The 23,568-nt window shown below is 40.6% G+C and carries 13 protein-coding genes and 1 pseudogene; 13 read left to right on the top strand and 1 reads right to left on the bottom strand.

Annotated features, from left to right (window positions below):
- The 13 genes and pseudogenes from PHO71_RS00005 to PHO71_RS00070 form a co-directional block, all read left to right on the top strand.
- A partial coding sequence (locus tag PHO71_RS00005; protein WP_300197059.1) for a DUF1793 domain-containing protein occupies nt 1-617 on the top strand: 617 nt, incomplete at its 5' end.
- Nucleotides 618-739: 122 nt separating this feature from the next.
- The gene (locus PHO71_RS00010; RefSeq protein ID WP_300197061.1) at nt 740-1,174 is read left to right on the top strand and encodes a hypothetical protein; all 435 of its coding nucleotides are present in this window, start codon (nt 740-742) and stop codon (nt 1,172-1,174) included.
- Between the two features lie 156 nt (nt 1,175-1,330).
- On the top strand, nt 1,331-2,710 hold the full coding sequence (locus PHO71_RS00015) for an IPT/TIG domain-containing protein (RefSeq protein WP_300197064.1): 1,380 nt from the start codon (nt 1,331-1,333) through the stop codon (nt 2,708-2,710).
- A 22-nt stretch (nt 2,711-2,732) separates the two neighbouring features.
- Complete coding sequence (locus tag PHO71_RS00020; RefSeq protein ID WP_300197067.1) at nt 2,733-5,849, top strand: TonB-dependent receptor; 3,117 nt, start codon at nt 2,733-2,735, stop codon at nt 5,847-5,849.
- Between the two features lie 12 nt (nt 5,850-5,861).
- Nucleotides 5,862-7,964: a RagB/SusD family nutrient uptake outer membrane protein gene (locus PHO71_RS00025; RefSeq protein WP_300197070.1), complete on the top strand. Its 2,103-nt coding sequence runs from the start codon at nt 5,862-5,864 to the stop codon at nt 7,962-7,964.
- Nucleotides 7,965-7,985: 21 nt separating this feature from the next.
- The gene (locus PHO71_RS00030) at nt 7,986-9,005 is read left to right on the top strand and encodes a DUF4973 domain-containing protein (protein WP_300197073.1); all 1,020 of its coding nucleotides are present in this window, start codon (nt 7,986-7,988) and stop codon (nt 9,003-9,005) included.
- Between the two features lie 77 nt (nt 9,006-9,082).
- A complete protein-coding gene (locus PHO71_RS00035; protein WP_300197076.1) occupies nt 9,083-10,375 on the top strand; it encodes a Gfo/Idh/MocA family oxidoreductase in 1,293 nt (430 codons plus the stop codon).
- Complete coding sequence (locus PHO71_RS00040; protein ID WP_300197079.1) at nt 10,372-10,614, top strand: hypothetical protein; 243 nt, start codon at nt 10,372-10,374, stop codon at nt 10,612-10,614. Before PHO71_RS00035 ends, PHO71_RS00040 begins: the two co-directional genes overlap by 4 nt.
- Nucleotides 10,615-10,680: 66 nt before the next feature.
- Nucleotides 10,681-12,099, top strand: coding sequence for a Gfo/Idh/MocA family oxidoreductase (locus tag PHO71_RS00045; RefSeq protein WP_300197082.1), 1,419 nt, complete (start codon nt 10,681-10,683; stop codon nt 12,097-12,099).
- 460 nt (nt 12,100-12,559) lie between these two features.
- Nucleotides 12,560-14,065: pseudogene (locus tag PHO71_RS00055) on the top strand (glycoside hydrolase family 76 protein).
- A 32-nt stretch (nt 14,066-14,097) separates the two neighbouring features.
- Nucleotides 14,098-15,201: a glycoside hydrolase family 88 protein gene (locus PHO71_RS00060; protein ID WP_300197085.1), complete on the top strand. Its 1,104-nt coding sequence runs from the start codon at nt 14,098-14,100 to the stop codon at nt 15,199-15,201.
- 13 nt (nt 15,202-15,214) lie between these two features.
- Nucleotides 15,215-16,318, top strand: coding sequence for a glycoside hydrolase family 88 protein (locus tag PHO71_RS00065; protein WP_300197088.1), 1,104 nt, complete (start codon nt 15,215-15,217; stop codon nt 16,316-16,318).
- Nucleotides 16,319-16,619: 301 nt separating this feature from the next.
- Nucleotides 16,620-19,334 (top strand): sugar-binding domain-containing protein, encoded by a 2,715-nt coding sequence (locus PHO71_RS00070; RefSeq protein WP_300197091.1) that lies wholly within the window; start codon nt 16,620-16,622, stop codon nt 19,332-19,334.
- 214 nt (nt 19,335-19,548) lie between these two features.
- Here the strand turns inward: PHO71_RS00070 and PHO71_RS00075 are convergent, their stop codons facing one another.
- A complete protein-coding gene (locus PHO71_RS00075) occupies nt 19,549-23,556 on the bottom strand; it encodes a two-component regulator propeller domain-containing protein (RefSeq protein ID WP_300197094.1) in 4,008 nt (1,335 codons plus the stop codon).
- Between the last annotated feature and the right edge of the window lie 12 nt (nt 23,557-23,568).

Below are 23,568 nucleotides of genomic sequence, written 5' to 3' on the forward strand. Positions count from 1 at the left end.
TCTGTCTGCGGTATGGACAGGACCCTGAGAACCAACTTTGCACTGACGACTTTGCAGGGCATTGGGCACATAATGCCAACTTATCAATAAAAGCGATTATGGGTGTTGCCGGCTACAGTGAGATGGCTCGCCTACTCGGTCTGAATGATGTTGCCGATCAATATGCCGGTATCGCTAAAAACATGGCAGTGAAATGGGAAGCCATGGCGAATGAGGGTGACCATTACCGGTTGGCTTTCGACCGTGAGAATACATGGAGCCAGAAATATAATATGGTTTGGGACAAGATGTGGAACCTGAACTTATTCCCCAATAATGTCATCGACAAAGAAATCAAGTATTATCTGACCAAGCAAAACCCTTATGGACTACCGCTTGATTCCCGTAAAGAATACACTAAATCCGACTGGGTTATTTGGACGGCGGCTATGGCCCCGGACAGGAGTACTTTTGAGAAGTTTATTGATCCTCTTTATAAATATATCAATGAGACTGAATCTCGTGTGCCTATCAGTGACTGGCATCATACGGATAGTGGTGAATGGGTTGGTTTTAAGGCTCGATCGGTGATTGGGGGGTATTGGATGCAGGTACTAATGGATAAAATATCAAAATAACCACCCATTTTAAGTAAAAGATAAATCAATCAACATTTGACAAAATAAAGATATACATGAGATTGGTTGGGATTAAAAGCAGAAGTGTAAAGCAATATATCTTACATCTAATATAACATAAAATGAATTTAACAAAAAGAACATTTATTTCTTATTACACTACTCATCTAGGATATTTACTGATGGGAGGAATATTCCTGTTATTATCTTGTAGAACCGAAGGTAATAATAACGCTTTAAAAAAAGAGAACAACATCACTGGGCACCTATGGAATTTCTCTTGCAAACTAGGCATTCTGAAAAATACAGGTGAACTAATACCCTATAATCAGCTTCATAATAATGACTATGAATTACTACCTCAGAGTAGTTATACTTTGAAAGAAACTATAAACTATAAAACAAGCAATATTCAAGTAAAGGGATTCCTTTCTATTGTTAGGAAAGAAGAGCCAGTAATTAAAAAATGCCTATCTCCGTTTGCGCAAACGAAGATCTTAAATGAATCCATAAAAAACAAATATTATAATAATAATGAGACTTTATCAACCGATTAAAAATTTAAGCTATTCTCCTAGTGAAAACACAATGGATGTAGTTTCTTATATAACTGACTTTGATTTTGATGATAATGATGACATACTACTAAATCACAAGAACGATTTGCTAAGCAAACGTAACAATTAATATTATTTATCTTAAAAAAATGTATTATGAAAAAGAAGACAAAAAGTAATGTTTGGCACATCCAATGGATGTTGTTAGCATTCGCCACTCTTTGCTTCACTGGTTGCAAAGACGACGATGAAGGGTTGGAAGAAGCTTTCGATCCCAACAAGCCAATAGTTGTTTCCGATTTTTCTCCCAAGAAAGGAGGGGCCGGTAGTAACTTGATTTTGTATGGAGACAACTTCGGCAATGATCCTTCAAAAGTAAAAGTAACAATTGGTGGAAAGGATACACGTATCGTCACTGTAAAGAACCAGAGTATGTACTGTATCATCCCTCCAAAAGCTTACAATGGAAACATTCAAGTAAGTGTGTGTGACGACAACGGAGAAGTAATCAGCAGTGTAGAAGCTGAAAGCACTTTTGAATACGAAAAGAAATGGATGGTAAGTACCGCTTTCGGAACATACTACGAAAATGGGAATGAATTCTTTGACATGAAAGATGGTCCGCTTGATGCTGGTGGTGGATTCGGTAATGTTTTCTGGTTTTCCTGGGATCCTGAGTCAGACTACAATAAATTATATTTTACCAATGACGGAAAGACCACACGTTATCTTGACCTTGAAAAAAATGAAATAGGTACTTTCTCCCACGGTTTCGATCGAGTAACTGCGATAACTTGGACCTTGGATGGAAATATGATTGTTTCTCACAATCATTCAAGTGACACCAAACCGGGAAATTATCTGTTTACACGTGCATCCAATTATACCCAGAAAGAAACTTTGGGAGGTTATGCCCGTGGAGTCAATGGAAATATGATACACCCGATAAACGGTGAACTTTATTACTCTAGATACAGAGCCGGTGATATGTGGAAATATGATTTCGAAACAGGCGAAAGTACCTTGTGTTTTCAAAATCCATATTCAGGAGTGGGCATTTATCTGGTGCCCCATCCTTCCGGAAAGTATGCTTATATGCTGGAACAAGAATATTATTTCATTATGCGTACGGATTATGACTGGATACGCAAAACATTTACTACTCCTTATGCCATTTGTGGAACTGGGAATTCCTGGGGATATTCTGACGGTATAGGAACCCATGCACAATTGAACCGTCCCATTCAGGGAGTATTCGTAAAAAATCCTGCTTATGCTGGACAAGAAGACGAATATGATTTTTATTTCTGCGACAAAAACAATCATTGCGTTCGTATCCTAACTCCGAATGGACGAGTCACAACATTTGCGGGACGTGGAAATAACGGTACCTCCGGACTGTTGGACGGAGAAGTTCGTACAGAAGCACGATTTAACGAACCACGCGCATTAACTTTCGACCCAAAGAGAAACTGCTTCTATGTAGGAGACGGACTGAATAAGATAATCCGTAAAATTGCGAAAGAGACTGAATAACAAATGATAAACACAATTTATAATGAGAAAATTTTTATTAACATGTATGCTGTTACTCGGGCTTTCCATCAATGTGTTGGCACAGGAAAACGTCGTTGTGACAGGAACCGTACTTGATACGAACAAAGAGCCAATGATCGGTGTGAACGTATCTATAGAGAACATGCCCGGACTGGGTGCGATTACCGATTTGAACGGTAAGTACTCAATTAAAATGCCTCCTTACAAGAAATTGGTATTTACTTATATCGGTTACGATAAGGTAGAAGTGCTTGTAAAAGAGCAACGAGTGGTGAATATTACCATGAAAGAGTCTTCAGCTAGCGTACTCGATGAAGTCGTAGTAACAGGTACTGGTACACAGAGAAAAATTGCTGTAACCGGAGCTGTCACTACTGTAGATGTGGAGCGATTGAAATCAAGTCCTTCAACTTCTGTTGTAGACGCTCTGGCCGGTGTGGTCCCCGGTGTTATGGCAATGCAATCGAATGGTCGTCCAGGTACGGTTTCCGAATTCTGGATACGTGGTATTTCCACATTTGGAGGTAGTAGCGCTGCATTAGTATTAGTCGATGGCTTCGAACGCGACATCAACGAAGTCAATATGGAAGACATTCAAGATTTTACTGTATTGAAAGATGCTGCTGCAACGGCTATTTATGGTAGTAAAGGTGCAAATGGTGTAATATTGATCAACACCAAACGCGGTAAGGAAGGCAAAATCAACATCAATGCAAAAGTGGAAGGATTTTACAACACGTTTACACAAAAATATGATTTCGTAGACGGATATACATATGCCAGTATGGCAAATGAAGCTAAGATTGCACGAAATCAAGAACCTTTATTTTCCCACGAAGAACTGGAAATGTTCCGTTTGGGACTGGATCCGGATTTATTTCCGAACGTAGACTGGATGGATGTCATGATGCGTGACGGAGCTTTTAGCTCACGTGTTGCCTTAGATATGAGTGGTGGTGGTAAAACAGCTCGTTATTTTGTTTCGGGAAGTTATCAGGATCAACAAGGTATGTATAAAGTAGACAAGGAAATGAAAAAGGACTACAATACCAACACAAATTTTCAGAAATGGACTTATCGTATGAATGTGGATATTGATATCACAAAATCAACTTTACTAAAATTCGACGTTTCGGGTTCATTGCGTAAACAAAATGATCCGGGACAAGGTACTACCTCGATTTGGACTGCATTGATGGGATATAACGCCATCTCAGCACCTATCACTTTTTCTAATGGAAGGCTCCCGGCTATCAGAGACGACGCAAACAATAACAACGGTGACCGTTTCAACCCATGGGTACAGGCTACACAGACGGGTTATAATGAAAGTTGGAAGAATAATATCCAGACAAGTATAACTTTGGAACAAAATTTCGATTTCATAACCAAAGGTCTTAAATTTGTAGGACGTTTCGGATATGATACATATAATTCCAACTGGATTAAACGATACAAAAATCCCGAACTTTGGGAAGTGAAACGTTATCGTAGTAGTGAAGGCGATCTTGTTTTTGAGAGAATTGTAAATGAAAAGAAACTGTCTCAATCATCCGGTTCCGATGGAGATAAACGCGAATTCCTCGAATGGGAATTTCATTATAACCGTGGATTTAAAGAACATCACGTAGGAGGAGTATTAAAATATACCCAATCTTCCAAGGTATTTACTCAAGGAATTGGATCGGATATCAAGAACGGTATTGCTCGCCGTAATCAGGGATTAGCTGGACAAGCTACCTATAACTGGAATTATCGTTACTTCATTAATTTCAACTTTGGATATACCGGATCAGAAAATTTCCATAAAGATCATCGTTTCGGCTTCTTCCCAGCAATCTCAGGTGCATGGAACATTGCTGAAGAACCTTTCATCAAGAAATATGCGGGAAAATGGATGAATATGCTCAAGATGCGTTATTCGTATGGTAAGACTGGTAACGACAACTTAAATGGTGACCGTTTCCCATATTTATTTGACATCGAAACAATGACAACTACAAATAGTGATGGTAAAGTTGAAGATAGCGGAGGTTATTACTTCTCGGACATCAATGCCGACGTTAGAAGATATTATGGAGGTATGCGTTATTCTTCCATAGCGTCACTCGATACCTCATGGGAAATAGCCACCAAACAAGACTTAGGTATTGACTTTTCACTTTTTAACGATAAGTTTACGGGAGAAATTGATTATTTCTACGAAAACCGTTCCGATATTTACTGGAATCGTAACTACTTGCCATATATAGTAGGATTGGAACAAACATTCAAGGCCAACATCGGTGAAGTAAAAACCAAAGGATTCGACGGACACTTCGCATATAAACAAAAATTTAGGAAAGTGAATGTAACTCTCCGAGGTAACATGACCTACAGTAAAAATGAAATCATTGAACAAGATGAGGAAAATACAGTTTATACGTATAAATTAAATCAAGGTCATCGCATTGATCAAGCGAAGGGATTAGTAGCTTTGGGATTGTTCAAAGACTATGATGATATTCGAAACAACCCAAGACAAACATGGGGTGATGTAATGCCGGGCGATATCAAATATAAGGATATCAATGGGGACGGTGTCATAAATTCTGGTGATATTGTAGCTATTGGAGCAACTAAAAGACCGAACTTGACTTATGGATTTGGAGCTAGTGTACAATGGAAACAATTAGATGTAAATGTTCTCTTCCAAGGAGTAGGAAAATCAACTTATTTCATTGATGGTTCAACAGTATTTATGTTTCAAATGCCAGGATGGGGTAATATCCTGACTGAAATGGCTAATAGTAACCGTTGGATACTTGGTGAAAACGAAGATCCGAACGCAGAGTATCCACGTCTGACCTATGGTGGTAATAACAACAACCAGCAGAAGTCCACTTACTGGCTAAGAAACGGAGCGTATTTACGTCTGAAAAATCTAGATATCGGTTACTCACTTCCTACCGCTTTGGTGAATAAGATTCATATGAACAAAGTACGTTTCTATTTTATAGCAACTAACTTGCTGACTTTCTCTAAGTTTAAACTTTGGGATCCAGAAATGGGAAGTACGAACGGAAAAGAATATCCGCTTAGCAAAACTTTCACTTTAGGTGTATCTGTTAATCTATAAACAGCAAAAAACATGAAAAAAAGAATATTAATTTTATCTCTTGTGGCCAGTTTGGGCCTCTCGTTCAGTGGATGCTCCGACTATTTGGATTCAGACTATCTATTTGACGAACGTATGTCCACAGAGGATGTTTTCAAAGATAAAGACTATACCAACAAATGGTTGGCTCGTGGATACTTTTTTCTTGCGGACAATAATTTGCAAGACGTATGCAGTAAAAAGACGATCCCTTTTAATTTCGCCGATGACATGTACTATGGTGACGAGAATGACGGATATAAGAAATGGAAAAATGGTGAATATAGTGAAAGCGGTTTAGGAAATAACAGTTTAAATATATGGCAGAATGCCTATAAGGGAATCCGCCAGGTAACAATTCTCCTTAACAACATCGATATTAATAAGGAATTCACCGAAACTGAATTGAATGACATAAAAGGTCAAGCACACTTTCTGAGAGCTTATTTTTATTGGATTTTGCTCCGTACCTACGGTCCAATTCCTATCATGCCAGATGAAGGTATCGATTATAATTTGGAATATGACGACATAGCAACTCCACGCAGCACTTATGAAGAATGTGCCAATTACATCGCCAACGAAATGATAAAGGCGGCAAGTATGCTTCCACTGACACGTGACATACAAAACATTTCCCGTCCTACCCGTGGTGCAGCTTTGGCTCTACGCGCTCGTGCCCTACTCTATGCAGCCAGCCCATTATCTAACGGTGGTGCCCCTGCAGAAGTGCAAGCAGCTATGGTAGATCGGAAAGGCAATCCACTACTTTCGACCACCAAAGACGAAAGTAAATGGGCGAGAGCTGCTGCAGCAGCCAAGGATGTAATGGACATGAATCATTACAAACTATATGTAACCGGTATCAAAGAAAATGGAGATATAGCCTACCCCACTACATTAAAGCCTCAAAAAGATCCAGACAATCATTTCGATGAAAAACCCTGGCCTGAAGGATACATGGATATTGACCCATTTGAGTCATACCGTTCTGTATTCAATGGAGCGATCGGAGCTTACGAAAACCCGGAACTGATCTTTACCCGAGGTCATAAAGAAAATCAAGGAGGTGAAAGAATTAACGTTATGGCTATCCATCAGCTACCACGCCGTGAAGGGAAAGGATATAATTCACATGGTATGACTCAAAAACAATGTGACGCATATTACATGAATGATGGTTCGGATTGTCAGGGTATGAACGATATGTATGCCAACCGACCTGGATATGAGAATCCGCTTCGCTACAACATCAATCCGCGTCCGACAGACCTCGTGAAAGAAAAGGAACTCGCTGATTATCCCGAACTAGGTCCGAAAGGAGTAGGCGTCTGCAAACAATATACACACCGTGAACCCCGTTTCTACGCTTCTGTGGCCTACAACGGTGCTACCTGGAATCTTCTGAATGCAAGTGAAGCCAATGATGAAGTAAAGAATGTACAAGTATTCTATTATCGTGGCGACCCTAACGGATACAAAAACACAACTTACTGGCTTCGTACCGGAATCGGCATCAAAAAATACATTCATCCGGACGACATGAGTAATACTCAGCAGAATAATTACGATCAAGGTCGTATGAATCAATCAAAAGTAGATCCCGCCATCCGTTATGCGGAAGTGCTATTGATCTATGCTGAAGCGTTGAATGAACTGACCGGATCTCATGAAATTCCTTCGTGGGATGGTAGTCGCACTTACAATATCAAGCGTGACATTGAAGAAATGAAGAAAGGTATCCAGCCAATCCGTATCCGCGCCGGTATCCCGGACTACACTTCTGACATCTACGAAGACCAAAACAAATTCCGCATCAAATTGAAACGTGAACGCCAAATCGAGCTGTTTGCGGAAGGACATCGTTACTTTGACTTACGCCGCTGGTGTGACGCTCCGAATGAAGAAGCTGCTCAAGTGTATGGATGTAATGCATATTGCACAAAAGATATGAGCGATGTTTTCCATACTCCGACAGCAACTCCATCGTTACCTTCCATTTTTACTCTAAAAATGTGGTTCTGGCCTATTCATCATGACGAGTTGAAGCGTAATAAAGAATTAACTCAGAATCCTGGTTGGAGAGATCCTGAATAATTTTATAAATTAAGTATGAACATGAAAAATATATATTATCTTATTTTAGCGATGGCAGCAGGAATCTGCTGCACATCGTGCAACAATGAATGGGAAGATGAACAGTTCCTGCAAATGCCATCTATAAAGGCAGAGCCAAATAGTGCAGGAGTTACTCCCGTCTATGTACGTTATGATATTGGTGGCACCAAACGCTACGATCTTCCGGTACTTCTCAGTGGATCAACTATGAATACTCACGACCGTGTTGTACACTTCGCTGTGGATGTGGATACCCTAAAAAGCCTGAACAGAGAACGTTATGGTGAACGAAGAGAAATTTTCTATCAGCAACTGACTCCTGAATACTACAATTTCCCTGAAACTGTAGAAATCCCCGCCGGAGAATGTCAATCCTTATTGCCCATCAACTTTACTATGGGAGGAGAAGGAGGAAACAATCCACTGGATTTGAGCGATAAATGGATACTACCACTGACTATCATAGATGATCCGTCATACGACTATCAGGCCAATCCACGTAAACACTACCGAAAAGCATTGCTGAATGTGACTCCGTTCAACGATTATTCGGGCATCTACGGAGGCACCAAATATATGATATATATGGACAAAGACAAAACAGAGCCATTGACTCTGAATGAACATAGAGCCTATGTGCATGATGACAAGACCATTTTCATATATGCCGGACTTAGAGATGCTGATTTTTTGGACCGCAAACTCTACAAAGTATTTATCGAGTTCACTGACGAAAAGATAGATATCCAAAAGAAAAAGCTGAAGATTTATAGTGATAATGAAGAGAATAATAAATTTAAGTCAATAGGAGAACCATATTATACCATAGAAGAAGAAATGGACCCGCAAAAGCCTTATTTGAAACATATTTATATAACTCTTGGCCTGTCATACGAATTTGAAGATTACAATACGATCTCAGATCAAAAAAGAATCAAATATCTCGTAGAAGGTACCTTGTCTATGCAACGTGACTTGAATACGTTGATTCCTGATGAAGATCAGCAGATTCAATGGTAAATTGTCCATAGTTTGAAATTAATGAAAAGAATGGCTCTTCCGAAGGGGCATTCTTTTCTTAACATTTTAATTCAAATATGAAAAATCAACCCATCAGTCGTCGTGAATTTCTAAGAAATCTAGGCATTGCCGGCAGCGGTGTCCTTCTGGCTAACAGCCCGTGGCTCTCCGCCTTCTCCGAGGTACCCCATACCGACGGTGAAAAATGCCGTCTGGCCGTCATCGGCCCCGGTTCCCGCGGGCGTTTCCTTATGAGCTTCCTCGTCCAGAATCCGAAAGTAGATATTGTAGCCTTATGCGACATTTACCGGGCATCCATGGAAGAAGCCCTCAAACTAGTCCCTAATGCAAAAGTATACGGAGATTACCACGAAATACTGGAAGACAGAAACGTGGATGCTGTACTCGTAGCAACACCTTTAAGTTCCCATAGTCAAATCGTACTCGACGCATTTGATGCAGGAAAACATGTATTCTGTGAAAAATGTATCGGATTTACCATGGAGGAATGCTTCCGTATGTACAACAAACATATCAGTAGCGGAAAGATTTTTTTTACCGGACAGCAACGCCTGTTCGATCCACGATATATAAAAGCTATGGAAATGATCCATGCGGGTACATTCGGAGAGATCAGTGCCATCCATACTTTCTGGAACCGAAATGGTGACTGGAGACGTCCTGTCCCCTCCCCTCACCTGGAACGCCTGATCAACTGGCGCCTTTACCGAGACTTTTCAAAAGGATTAATGACCGAACTCGCTTGCCATCAGCTCCAGATTGGGAGTTGGGCATTACGCAAACTTCCCGAACGGGTAATGGGCCACGGTGCCATTACATATTGGAAAGACGGCCGAGAAGTTTACGACAATGTCAGCTGCATATACGTCTTCGATGACGGCGTGAAAATGACATTCGATTCCGTCATATCCAACAAGTTCTACGGTCTTGAGGAACAGATAATGGGCAATCTGGGTACAGTCGAACCCGAAAAAGGGAGATACTACTTCGAGAGTGTCCCCCCGGCTCCGGGATTCCTGCAAATGGTCAATGAATGGGAAAACAAACTGTTTGATTCCCTTCCCTTTGCAGGCACCAGCTGGGCACCTGAAACAGCAAATGACTACAAGGGAGAACTTATTCTGGGAGAACGTCCCAAAACAGACGGTACCTCCTTACTTCTGGAAGCATTCATCGAAGCAGTCATTACCGGTAAGCAACCGCCTCGAATTGCTGAGGAAGGATACTATGCAAGTATGCTCTGTCTACTGGGGCACCAAGCGATGGAAGAAGAGCGTACGCTCAGTTTCCCCGACGAATATAAAATCAATTACCTGAACCATCAATCAAAAAGCCTTAAAGCCGTATGAAAGATACTACACTAACCGCACGGCGGAAAAAAATAGAACTAGTTACGCTACTGATCTGCTTTATTATAGCTAATTTGGCAAACCTTTATGCAATAATAGCCTATCATACTCATTTTTCCGAGATGATTACTGCTATATTTTATATTATTATATTTACTTTTGTACTCTATACCTTCTGGACGGTGATACGTATATTCCTGTATGGAATCAAAACACTGTTTTTAAAAAAAGCAGGATAATGGAATAAACCTTTCCGTATATGGTTGGTCAAAAGAAAATACTTAATCAATATCAATGAATCAATTATGGTAACACGAAGAGACTTTCTCAAAACAATGACAATGGCTTCCGCCGGACTGGCAATGGGAAGCGGTGAATTATTGAACGCACAAAATATCGCGTCCAAAAGAGGCAAAAACGGTAAAGTGAAGATCGCCTATATCGGTATCGGAAACCGCGGCGAACAGATCATCGGGGATTTCGAACGCACCGGAATGGTAGAAGTAGTAGCCCTGTGCGATGTGGACATGGGTGCCAAACATACACAGAAAGTGATCGGTATGTATCCCAAAGCCAAACAGTTCAGAGATTTCCGGCAGATGTTCGACAAGGCGGGAAACGAGTTTGACGCCGTAGCAATCGCCGTACCCGACCACTCCCATTTTCCAATCAGTATGCTGGCTCTGGCATCGGGCAAACACGTATATGTAGAAAAACCGCTGGCACGCACTTTCTATGAAGCCGAACTATTGATGCAGGCTGCACTGAAACGCCCCAACCAAGTTACTCAAGTAGGAAACCAGGGACATTCAGAAGCAAACTACTTCCAATTTAAGGCGTGGCTAGACGCAGGAATTATTAAAGACGTCACCGCCGTGTCCGCACACATGAACAACGTACGCCGATGGCACAAATGGGATACCAACATAGACAGGCTACCTTCCGGCCAACAATTACCCAAAGATATGGACTGGAACACATGGCTGGGAGCAGTTCCTTACCATGAATACAACGAAAAGTACCATCAGGGTGAGTGGAGATGTTGGTATGACTTCGGAATGGGTGCACTGGGTGACTGGGGAGCACATATTCTGGATACCTGCCACGAGTTCCTGGAACTGGGACTGCCTTATGAAGTAACCCTGACTCATCAGAAGGGACACAACGATTATTTCTTCCCTTATTCCTCAACAATACTTTTCCGCTTCCCGGCACGTAAGAATATGCCTCAGGTAGATATCACCTGGTATGACGGTCTGGATAATCTTCCTCCCATTCCGGCAGGCTACGGAGTTTCCGGTCTGGATCCCAACATTCCTTCAACGAACCAGGGAGATGCTCCCGCTGCTAAATTAAACCCCGGAAAGATTATTTATACGAAAGATTTAATCTTCAAGGGAGGCAGTCATGGAAGCACCCTGTCAATTATTCCTGAGGAAAAGGCTAAGGAGATGGCCGGTAAGTTGCCTGAAGTGCCAAAGAGTCCTTCCAACCACTTCGAAAACTTCCTGCTGGCTTGCCTGGGTGTTGAGAAGACGCGTTCACCCTTTGAGATTAACGGAGTGTTGAGTCAAGTGTTCTCGCTGGGAGTTATGGCGCAGCGTCTGAATACACAATTGTTCTTCGACAGTCGCACAAAGCAGATTACCAATAATGAGTTTGCCAATTCAATGCTCGCCGGATTACCACCAAGAAAAGGATGGGATGAGTTCTATAAATTATAAGTCTTCGAATCAAAGAGAACATTAAATTTACAAAATTATATCTTTTAATAATTATTACCCTGCCACTAACATTCTTTGTATGTGGCAGTGGTGATAACTCTCTTTCACCTCAAAAAGATGATAGGGGAGATAAAAGATAGAAACTCATACAATAGTGGTGAATCCCGCTACGGATTTAAAAAAAGTAAAAAAGACACAGAAAGTTAATGAATTAAAGGTGACGCAGACGGATTGGTTGGAACCGGACACGGAGCTCCATTTGTTTGTGCAGATGGAAGCTATAATACATTTTTCATGGCCATACCAGCACAAGCAGTGTGAAACCACGTAAATCTACATAAATGACCTCCGTTTTTCTGATGACGAAGTTATAAGTATCAGCGAAGAACTTATAGGACCCGTAGCAGTAAAACGAGTGATTGAAAAACAATAAAATTAAAAACTTTATATCTTTAAAAACATGAGAAACTTTAGACATATTCTTTTCTTTACAAAATGGATTATATTTTCTTCCATATTCTCTATCTCATGCGGAGATAGTGAACCAATTTCCGATAAGGAAGATACAGGCAATGATGATAATCAGGGAGGAACACCTGTCGTCGTAGTGAATCCGGTGACGAATTTGGAAGCGAAAGAAACAGAAATAGCCAATGAACTGCAAGTTACTTGGACAAACCCTAAAGATCAGAAGTTAATAAGAGTGGAATTAATTTATCAGTTGAAAAATGAAGAGACTGATAATAAGGAATATTCCCAGCAAGTAAAAGCCACTCCGGGATCAAAAGGCTCATTATTACTGAAACTACCTGTATATGGAACCTATGAAATATCCGCAGTTGCTATTGATAATTATGGCAGACGTTCCGAAGAGACGACAATTACTGCTACACCTTCTGAGACTGGGCTTATACTTGATTGGAACACTCTTGCCGATAAGTGCACATCCGTCCTGATAGAACAGTTTATGGATAAAGGAAAGGGGACATTTTGGAAATCTCCTAAAGATATAAGTGGCGGTTCCTTTAATATTTATTGGCAACAGGCACATGCTATGGATGTAGTGATCTATTCCTATGAACGGATTAAAGAGAAAAATCCCGACCTGGCTAATACTTATAAAAAATATTTTGAACTTTGGTTTAAGAATAAAGCCAATAATTATCATCATGACTCCAACGATGAGACTGGTTTTCTCAACCCCTTTACCGATGATATGTGCTGGATATGTTTAACAATGATACATTTGTCTGAAGCTACAGGTGATGATACATATATCAATATGGCAAAGAAAATCTATGATCAACATATCATAACCAGAGTATGGACAGATGATGAAGGTACAGGGTTGCCATGGAAAACTGATAGTAATGATAGAAATGCCTGTACAAATGCTCCCGGTTGTTTAGTTGCAGCCAAATTGTACAAAAAGTTCAGAACAGAAAACTATATTAAAGATGCAAAGACATTGTACAATTAAATTAAAAAGAATCTGCTGAAAAGTGACTACAGAGTGGAAGAACCACCATTAACCTATACACAAGGAACTTTTGGTGAAGCATGCAGACAGTTATATCACATCACTCAGGAAGAAAGTTACATGAGAATGGCGGAAGATGTTATAAAATATACCACAACAAGCAACCGGTGTCTCTCGAATGGAATTTTAAGAAGTGAAGGAACAAGCATGGACCAAAGCATTTTTAAAGCAGTATTTGTACCTTACGCTGTTAATCTTTCTCTGGATGATAAAGCTTTGGAATCTGTCAGAACACATCTCAAAACCTTCCTTGAAAATAACGCTAAAGTATTAAAGGATCATTTGGATATAAAAAAATACCCGGCTATGTACTGTGATTATTATTGGGGAGATATGTTCTCCGGTGGTATTGCGTCTATGGGTGCCCAAGCAAGTGGTGCATCTCTTATGGAAGGAGTTGCCCGCATGATGCAAGATGGAGAGTAAAAATTTAATATTATCTAATAAAATTCATCATTATGTTCAAGAAAATAGTATTCGTATTACTATTGGCTTTTTCTTTTCAACTACTGCCGGCCCAGACCAGTCAATTGAAAAATTTTCCAGAAGGATATACTCCAGAGGAAATCGGAACACAATTAGCCTATCGTTTTATTGATACCTATAAAATACAGGATAGAAAATGGATTGGTTATGCAGATACGTTTTCCTGGAACGGTTCTGTTAAATTTGCAGCTATAGCAAAAGACAAAGAACTTCTTAAACTTTTGCAGCAGAACTTTGAACCGTTATTTTCCACCCAAAAAAAACTTCTTCCGGTTATGAAGCATGTAGATTGGAATATGTTCGGAAGTCTACCTCTGGAATTTTATCAAATAACGAAAGATAAACGATATTTGGAGTTGGGATTACCTTTTGCAGATACACAATGGGAAGCTCCTGAAAATGCGAAACCAAAGGAAAAGGAATGGGACGACAAGGGTTATTCATGGCAAACACGCCTGTGGATTGATGATATGTATATGATCACCATTATACAAACACAAGCCTATAAAGTTACGAAGGACAAGAAATATATCGATCGTGCCGCTAAAGAAATGGTACTTTACTTGGATGAGTTGCAACGTCCGAACGGTTTGTTTTATCATGCCCCGGATGTCCCTTTCTATTGGGGACGCGGAAACGGATGGATGGCCGCAGGAATGACTGAATTACTTCGTTGCTTGCCTAAGAAACATAAGGATCGTCCACGCATTCTAAAAGGTTACCAGACAATGATGAAGAGTCTGCTTTGTTATCAGACACCAAACGGTATGTGGAATCAATTGATTGACCAATCGGACTGTTGGGCTGAGACATCCGGATCGGCGATGTTTGCTTACGCATTCATTAACGGGGTAAAACATGGTTGGCTGGATGCTAAAGAATATGCACCTGCGGCCAGAAAAGCTTGGATAGCTTTAGTTTCGTATATTGACGAGAAAGGCGATGTAAAGGAAGTCTGTGTCGGAACTAACAAGAAAAATGACAAACAATACTACTATGACCGTCCGCGCCATACCGGTGATTATCATGGACAAGCTCCCTACCTATGGTGTGCGGTTGCTCTTTTGGAAAAATAAAAAATAAAACATTATGCGTACTAAAATATTATTACTATTTTCACTTTTCTCTTTCCAGTTTCTGTGTGCACAGACTAAGTTATTAACTAGTTTTCCCGAAGGTTGTACCCCTGAAGAAGTTGGCAAACGGTTGGCTTACCGCTTTATAGGTGAGAATCATGCTCTTCATGTAGGAAAATGGATTAGCTATCCAGAGACATTTTATTGGACCGGAGCTCTCAAATATGCAGCTCTCACTAAAGACAAAGGCCTTATTAAACTGTTGCAAAACAAGTTTGATCTTCTATTTACAAAAGAAAAGGCACTATTGCCCATCATGAATCACGTAGATTTGAATATGTTCGGAAGTTTGCCTTTGGAATTCTATTGGGTAACCAAGGACAATCGTTATCTGGAGCTGGGATTACCATATGCAGATACTCAATGGGAAGTCCCCGAAAATGCAAAACCAAAAGAAAAGGAATGGGATGGCAAAGGCTATTCCTGGCAGACACGTCTGTGGATTGATGATATGTATATGATAACTATCGTACAAACACAAGCCTATAAAGTGACCAAAGATCAGAAATATCTGGATCGGGCTGCCAAAGAAATGGTGCTTTATCTGGATGAGTTACAACGCCCGAATGGTCTGTTCTACCATGCTCCTGATGTTCCGTTCTACTGGGGACGCGGTAATGGCTGGATGGCTGCAGGTATGGCGGAATTACTCCGGTATATGCCTAAAGATCATAAAGACCGACCACGTATTCTTCAAGGTTTCCAAACAATGATGGAAAGTTTACTTCGTTACCAGACGCCAAATGGAATATGGAATCAGTTAATCGATCAGCCGGACTGTTGGGCCGAAACTTCCGGCTCAGCCATGTTCACTTTTGCATTCATTAATGGGGTAAAACATGGTTGGTTGGATGCAAAAAAATATGCTCCTGCAGCTCGAAAGGCCTGGATAGCTTTAGTCTCATATATTAATGTTAAAAGTCAGGTCAGTGAGGTTTGTGTCGGAACGAACAAGAAGAATGACAAACAGTACTACTATGACCGTCCACGTAACATCGGTGACTATCATGGACAGGCTCCCTATCTTTGGTGCGTTGTTGCACTTCTAGAGAAATAATAGACCTGACTAAATAACAAAACAACCAGGTGACAGAAACATACTTTATACTTAAAGTTTCATTGATTGAACAAACATAATATAAACTGATTGTGATATAAATACTTATTCATAATTAGAATCTATTATTTGTCAAAGGAATCATCAGTATGTCATCCAAAGTATAGCGAAGAATCTCCTTCTTAAATATACCTGAGAGATAGAGATTCTTCCTTCTTACGATCGTCCGAATGACAGAAAAAAGATCTTATATAATATATAGCTATTTAGACCTCACACTTAATTACGTTATAAATCAAATATGTACAATATAATCAATCTTTTATTCCCTTTATTCTTATTTTTCTTCCACTCCACCTTGGTCCTCGGGCAAAGCCGGAATAACGATGCAAGATCTCCCCACCACCTCTGGCTCGACTCAGAGATAAGCCACGGAGGAGACTACCAATGGAAAATGATCAAAGCTGGCGACACGAACGAAGCTGGTGAAAACATCTCCCAACCCGATTTTCAGACCTCACAGTGGTTACCCGCAATTGTTCCCGGAACAGTGCTGAACTCCCTGGTGTATAACCGGAAATACCCCGAACCCTATTATGGAATCAACAACAAACTGGAATCCAATCTGATCCCCGACCTCTCGGAAGCAGGACGCGACTTCTACACCTATTGGTTCCGTACAGAATTCACCGTACCAGAATCCTTCAAAGGAAAGAACATCTGGCTCCAGTTGGACGGAATCAATAACCGGGCAGAAGTATGGGTAAACGGCAACTTGCTCAGCACCATTCACGGTATGTTCATCCGGGATTATATCAACATAACAGAATTTGCAAAGACAGGCAGGGAAAATGCCCTTGCCATTAAAGTATATCCGGTGGATGTTCCGGGCAGTGCCAAACCCAAAACATGGGGAGCCGCAGGCGAATTCCAAAATGGAGGAAATGGCAATATAGGTCTGAACACAACCATGCTCATGACCGTAGGCTGGGATTTCACCTTTATGGACGGCATACGCGACCGTAATACCGGCATATGGAAAAATATATCCCTCTATGCAACAGGAAAAATAGCCCTCCGTCACCCCTTCGTCAAATCCGAACTGCAGAAACCCAGGTATGACCAAGCCCGTGAATCAATATCTGTGGAAGTGGTCAATCCCTCGAACAGCAACAGCGGAATCAACTGTACGATAAAGGGTGAAATACCAGGTGAAAACATCACTTTCGAGAAATCACTCCGCCTGCTGCGTGGAGAAGAAAAAACACTCACCTTCTCCCCGGAAGAATTCCCCCAACTCGTGATCAACTCTCCCCGGCTGTGGTGGCCCGTCAATAAAGGTCCCCAGAACCTGTACAACCTGAAAATAACCGTATCCGTGGATGGAGTCGCCTGCGACTCTGTCCAAACCAAATTTGGTATTCGTGAAATTACTTCAGACACCAATACCCCCGATAAATCCCGTGTATTCTACGTGAATGGCAAACGCCTGTTTATCCGTGGAACCAACTGGATTCCAGAAGCCATGCTCCGAACCTCCGACGAACGTACCTATGCCGAACTGCGATACACCCGCCAGTCCGGTGTCAATCTATTGAGGATGTGGGGAGGCGGTATCGCCGAATCCGATTATTTCTTCCAGTTGTGCGACGAACTTGGCTTGTTGGTCTGGCAGGAATTCTGGATGACAGGTGATACGAAACACCCCCAGGACAAAGGCTCTTACTTAAACAATATAGCTTCCACGGTGAAGCGCATCCGCAACCACCCTTCGTTGGCCTATTACGTGGCTTCCAATGAAAGTTCGGAAGTCACCGGAACTCCCGAACTACTGATGGAACTCGATGGAACCAGAGGGTACCAGATGCAATCCGAATGTGCGGGAATCCATGACGGAAGTCCTTACAAACAGGTGAACCCGATGCAACATTACGAAAATACAGCCTCCACCCGGGGAAGCCGTGTAGACGGCTTCAATCCCGAGTATGGGGCTCCGACACTTCCCACCGTAGAGATACTTCGTGAAATGATGGATGAAAAAGATCTTTGGCCTGTCAATAAGGAAGTATGGGATTATCTGGATGGCAACGGCTTCCATTTGATGACTACCTTGTACACAGATCTGGTGAACCAATATGGAGAATCGTCGTCTATTGATGAATTTGCACGCAAAGGGCAACTGGTGGGTGCCATCAACTCCAAGAGCATCTGGGAAGTATGGAACTATAATAAGCTGGATAATGGCGACCGTTTTTGTTCGGGTCTGCTGTTCTGGTATCACAACTGTTCCATGCGGCAGGTAGCTTCCCGTATGTGGGACTGGTCTTTGGAACCGACAGCATCGCTCTATCATACGGCCAACTCTCTGGAGCCCTTGCACGCTCAGTTCGATTACCTGAAAAATACCGTATCGGTAGTGAATGACTATTATCAGCCCTTCCATAACTATAAGGTAATGGCACAGGTCTATGATATTGAGAGCCGGAAAGTATCAGAAGAAACCGCTGTTGTTAATCTTCCCGATGACGGGGTAGCGAATGACGTTCTGAGCATTCGTTTCCCGGAAGACATATCCCAAGTCCACTTTATCAAGCTGATATTAAACGATGAAAAAGGGAAAGAGGTTTCTTCGAACTTCTATTGGCGTTCTAAAGACAAATATAAAGGAAAGACGACCCTGACGGGACCTGCTACCTCCGGCTTCAAGGAATTGAGCGATCTCAAGCCCGCTCAAGTAAAACTGTCCTATAAGTTGAGAGAAGAGGCAGACCGTTACTTGGTGGAGGTGACACTGAAAAACAGTTCCAACCGGATTGCCTTTTTCAACCAGTTGCAGTTCTTAAATTCGAAGATGAGCCCGATACGGCCGTCATTCTATACAGATAATTTCTTCACTTTACTGCCCGGAGAAAAGAAGTTGGTTACCATTGAGACGGGCAAAGAGAAACTGACGGAAGGAGCTGTATTGGTTCTAAAAGGATATAATACAGATACCCATAGGTATAAACTAAAATAAGAATAAGCATAATTTGCAAATTAATTTATATTATAGAAGAGCCTCTGTCATCCAGAACGCATTGAAGAATGACAGAGGCTCTTCTATATTAAAACAAAAAATAAATCCCCTATTTAATGCTTATTCATTGAAGTACTTCTAAAGTCAGAAAACATTAGAAAGTACTTCAGGCTGGTGTGAATAAAGATTCTCTTTGTTCAGAAAAATATAAAAATTATGATTCCTCCGAAATCGGAGGCTGACCTACATATTCTTTAGGTAAAACACCATATTGGGCTTTAAAACATTTAGCAAAGTATGAAGAAGAAGCGAATCCCACTTGTGAAGCGACTTCAGAAATCCGCGTACCATTTTTTATTAATTCAGCAGCCCGATTCATACGGAGAGTCTTCAAATAATCGTTAGGAGATACGCCAGACAATGCTTTTATTTTTCTATAGAAATTAGAACGACTCATATGCATCTGCTCTGCAAGAGTATCTATAGAAAAATTTTCATCTGCTAATTGTTCCGCAATCACTCCTTGTATCTTAGCTATAAACTCACAATCTTTCTGAGACATCGCAAGATCTGTCATAACAATAGACTCCGTACCTCCACCTGATAAACTATTCATAAGCTTATAGAAAGACTGTCTTAACTTAAGAAGGTTTTCAATCTGCATATGAAGCTGTTTAATAGAAAAAGGCTTCTCAATATATACATCCGCTCCAGATTCAAGACCTTCAACTTTAGACTCGAGAGTCGTTTTCGCTGTTAATAAAAGAACTGGAATATGCGAATATTCAATATCATTTTTTACCCTGCTGCACAACTCCAATCCATCCATTTCCGGCATCATCACGTCACTTACAATCACATCTACACTTTCTCGTGAAAGCACTTCCAGTGCCTCAAGTCCATTAGCAGCTTTCAGCACACGGAACCAAGCGTTCAATGACTCACGAGTCATATTCAGCAGGTCCATATTATCCTCTACCAGCAAAACTGTGAAGTTCTTTCCTGAGAATTCCAAAGCAGTCGCATCATCATTCTCTTCAGGTTGAGGCTCTATTATCTCAGTTTCAGGTTCTGCGTTTACTTTTTCCAATGGAAGAGACAATACAAAAGAGGAGCCTCCACCAACAATATCTTCCACCCATAAATTACCATGATGAGCCTCCGCTAAAGATTTTGCAAAAGCTAATCCAATACCTGTTCCTATAGAAGAAGCAACTTTATCTCCCGGCAATTGATAAAATGCTTCAAAAACCTTTATTTTTTGTTCGTCCGGAACTCCCGGTCCATCATCACTCACAGCAACTTCTATATTGGTATCTGTGACTAATAATTTTAGTTCTACATTTTTCCGGGCATATTTCAAAGCATTTCCCATTAAATTGACCAGAATCTTACTGATTTTTTCCTGGTCAATCAATAATACTAATTTTTCATTCGGTAATACCAACTTTAATTCAATCCCTTTCAGTTCTGCCGGACTGGTAAACTGACTATATATATCTTCTACCAATTCATTTATCGTACATCGTTTCTGATTCAATTGTAAAACTCCACTTTCCATTTTCTGGAAATCGAGCAATTGATTAGTAATGCCCAATAAATAATTTACATTTTTATCAATCACCGAAAGATACTTAACGTCTTTCCCTTCTCTCTTAGTTTCCTGTAACTTCTCCAAAGGAAGCCGAATTAAACTAAGCGGAGTACGTATCTCATGTACCAGATTAATAAAGAAGTTAATCTTCGATTTATAAACCTCTTTCTCTTGTTTAACCTGATAATCTTCCATACGGCGTTTATACTTGCGTTTTACATACCAGTTCCAACGCCAGGCAATCAGATAAGTTAGTCCGAGCAACAGAAGGATATACACAATATAAGCTACTGTACTTCGCCACCAAGGCGGAGTAATTACAATCCACAAAGTCGTCGTTTTATCACTCCATTTGTAATCGTTGTTAGAACCACGAACCAAAAATTCATATTCTCCGGGAGGCAAATTTGTATAAGATGCCACATGGCTTTCCGAATTCATGATCCACTCCTTATCAACACCTTTTAATATATAAGAATAACGATTCTTATGCGGGTCTTCATAACTCAAAGCTACAAAACGGATCGTAAAGCTATTATACTTAAAAGGTAATTCTATTTTGCGGGCCATGTACATTGGTTTATCAAGCTGAAGTACTTGTTTAACAGTCTTCTCATCAGTCTGATAAGGTAAACGTATATCCGTAACATATACGGGAGGAATATAAGAATTATCTTGGAACTGTTCCGGGACAAAGACATTAAAGCCATTTATACCTCCAAAATATATTTTACCATTAGATGTTTTCAAAGATGATTGGGCTGTAAACTGATTACCTTGCAAACCATCATTAACAGTAAATTGCCGGTAACTATCTTTAATGACAGGATTAATCTTAATCAGCCCAACATTAGAAGATATCCAAAAATTACCCGACTGATCCTGTTCAATGGAATAAATTACATTATTGGGCAATATTTTATTTTGAGGATCGAAATTAGTAAAGCTTTCTCCTTTCGAGTTGAAAGAACAAAGTCCTCCTCCATTCGTTCCAAACCACATCGTACCTCTTAAGTCTTCAAACAAGCAGATGACAGAGTTACTGGAAATTGTAGTCGGATCTTCACGCTTATGCTGGAAATGTCTCCAACTATTTTTGATCGTATTATTTAGAAATACACCATTATTGGAAGTCGCGATCCAAAGGTTATTATACATATCTTCATATATATCAACAACAGATATCATCGAGCCAATGGTTGTAATAGTCAAAAAATCATCACTTTCCGGAGAATAACGACATAGTCCCCAGCTCGTCCCTACAAATATCCCCCCTCGCCTGTCTTTATATACACATAAAACATCATTGCTACAGATTGTATTAGGCACTCCACGGGAATGGATATAATTTCTCACTGCTCCCGTACGCAAATCAATAACATACAAACCTCCCGCATAAGTACCCACCCATAACTTATTATCATCCAGCAACAGAGAACGAATATCTAATTTCAGGTTTTTATCCCCTCCAATGAGATATTCAGATAATTCACCTGTCACAGCATCGAAAAAACATAAGCCATTCCGAGTTCCGATCCAGATATTTCCCTCTTTATTCTCACAAAAAGGGCCTACCACTTTCCCAGCACTCAATACATCCGGCAATGTAGCGGGCGAATAATAATCAAAACGTTTAGTCTCTTTAGGCATATAGTTCACTCCGCCTAAATTAGTCATGATCCAAAGAGCACCCTCCGCGTCCCACATCATCGCATTGATTGTCTGGTCGCTTAAACTTCGGGCATCAAACGGGTTATCCCCTCTGCAGAATGTTTTCGTTATACGATTGAAAAGATATAATCCATTATCCGTCCCCACCAATAATTCTTGTTCCGAATATTTCAATAGGCAACGAATCGCCCCAAAGTTTAAAGAAGTTGTATAATGTTCCAAGAGTCCGGTTTGCTTATTCAAATGATATAGAAGATTAACATCCGCACCAACCCAGATTTCTCCATCCACATTCTGCACACAATTAATTTTATGACTATCCGGTGCATCCATTAAAGGCGAAACCTCATAAGCCTGCAAAAACTTACCTCCTTCATCGAAGCAAAGTAATCCCTCCTGTAAAGAAGCCGTATAAATCAATCCGTCGTTTCCTACACAAATGTCCCAAAGAAAAGATGTTTGAGAACTATTCTGAATCAACACTTCTTTTTCAGGATCATAGATAAAAATTCCCTGACCCAAAGTACCAATCCAAATCTTCCCATCCTTAGCCTTTACTACTTTCTTGACTTCACTGCTTACGCATACCCCGTAGCTAGTAGCACTATTAAATCTCGAGAAACGATCTGTCTCGCGGTCATAGATATAAAGTCCGGAATTAGTACCAACCCAAATTCTCTGCCCATCTTCAAAAAGAGTTTCCACAAAGTTGCTTTCTAAAGAATAATCTTCATTCAGTGCATTCCGATACACTTTATTTCCCAGACCGTCATAACGATTCAGACCATCGCTGGTACCTAACCAGATAAAACCATAACTATCTTGAATAGCACACCATACCGTATTATGAGACAAACCATCCTCAACCTGATACTTCTTAAATGAAAAGTAAGGAGTTGCCGATAATGGTTCCAGCGCGAAAGCCAAGAGAATTATTAGGATTCTAGTTAATTTCATTTTACATATGTG

This window comes from Bacteroides sp. (assembly GCF_028690125.1).
GTDB lineage: Bacteria > Bacteroidota > Bacteroidia > Bacteroidales > Bacteroidaceae > Bacteroides.

Coding starts and splice junctions, on each gene's coding strand:
- PHO71_RS00010 (WP_300197061.1), top strand. CDS start 740: ATGAATTTAACAAAAAGAACATTTATTTCTTATTACACTACTCATCTA.
- PHO71_RS00015 (WP_300197064.1), top strand. CDS start 1,331: ATGAAAAAGAAGACAAAAAGTAATGTTTGGCACATCCAATGGATGTTG.
- PHO71_RS00020 (WP_300197067.1), top strand. CDS start 2,733: ATGAGAAAATTTTTATTAACATGTATGCTGTTACTCGGGCTTTCCATC.
- PHO71_RS00025 (WP_300197070.1), top strand. CDS start 5,862: ATGAAAAAAAGAATATTAATTTTATCTCTTGTGGCCAGTTTGGGCCTC.
- PHO71_RS00030 (WP_300197073.1), top strand. CDS start 7,986: ATGAAAAATATATATTATCTTATTTTAGCGATGGCAGCAGGAATCTGC.
- PHO71_RS00035 (WP_300197076.1), top strand. CDS start 9,083: ATGAAAAATCAACCCATCAGTCGTCGTGAATTTCTAAGAAATCTAGGC.
- PHO71_RS00040 (WP_300197079.1), top strand. CDS start 10,372: ATGAAAGATACTACACTAACCGCACGGCGGAAAAAAATAGAACTAGTT.
- PHO71_RS00045 (WP_300197082.1), top strand. CDS start 10,681: ATGGTAACACGAAGAGACTTTCTCAAAACAATGACAATGGCTTCCGCC.
- PHO71_RS00060 (WP_300197085.1), top strand. CDS start 14,098: ATGTTCAAGAAAATAGTATTCGTATTACTATTGGCTTTTTCTTTTCAA.
- PHO71_RS00065 (WP_300197088.1), top strand. CDS start 15,215: ATGCGTACTAAAATATTATTACTATTTTCACTTTTCTCTTTCCAGTTT.
- PHO71_RS00070 (WP_300197091.1), top strand. CDS start 16,620: ATGTACAATATAATCAATCTTTTATTCCCTTTATTCTTATTTTTCTTC.
- PHO71_RS00075 (WP_300197094.1), bottom strand. CDS start 23,556: ATGAAATTAACTAGAATCCTAATAATTCTCTTGGCTTTCGCGCTGGAA.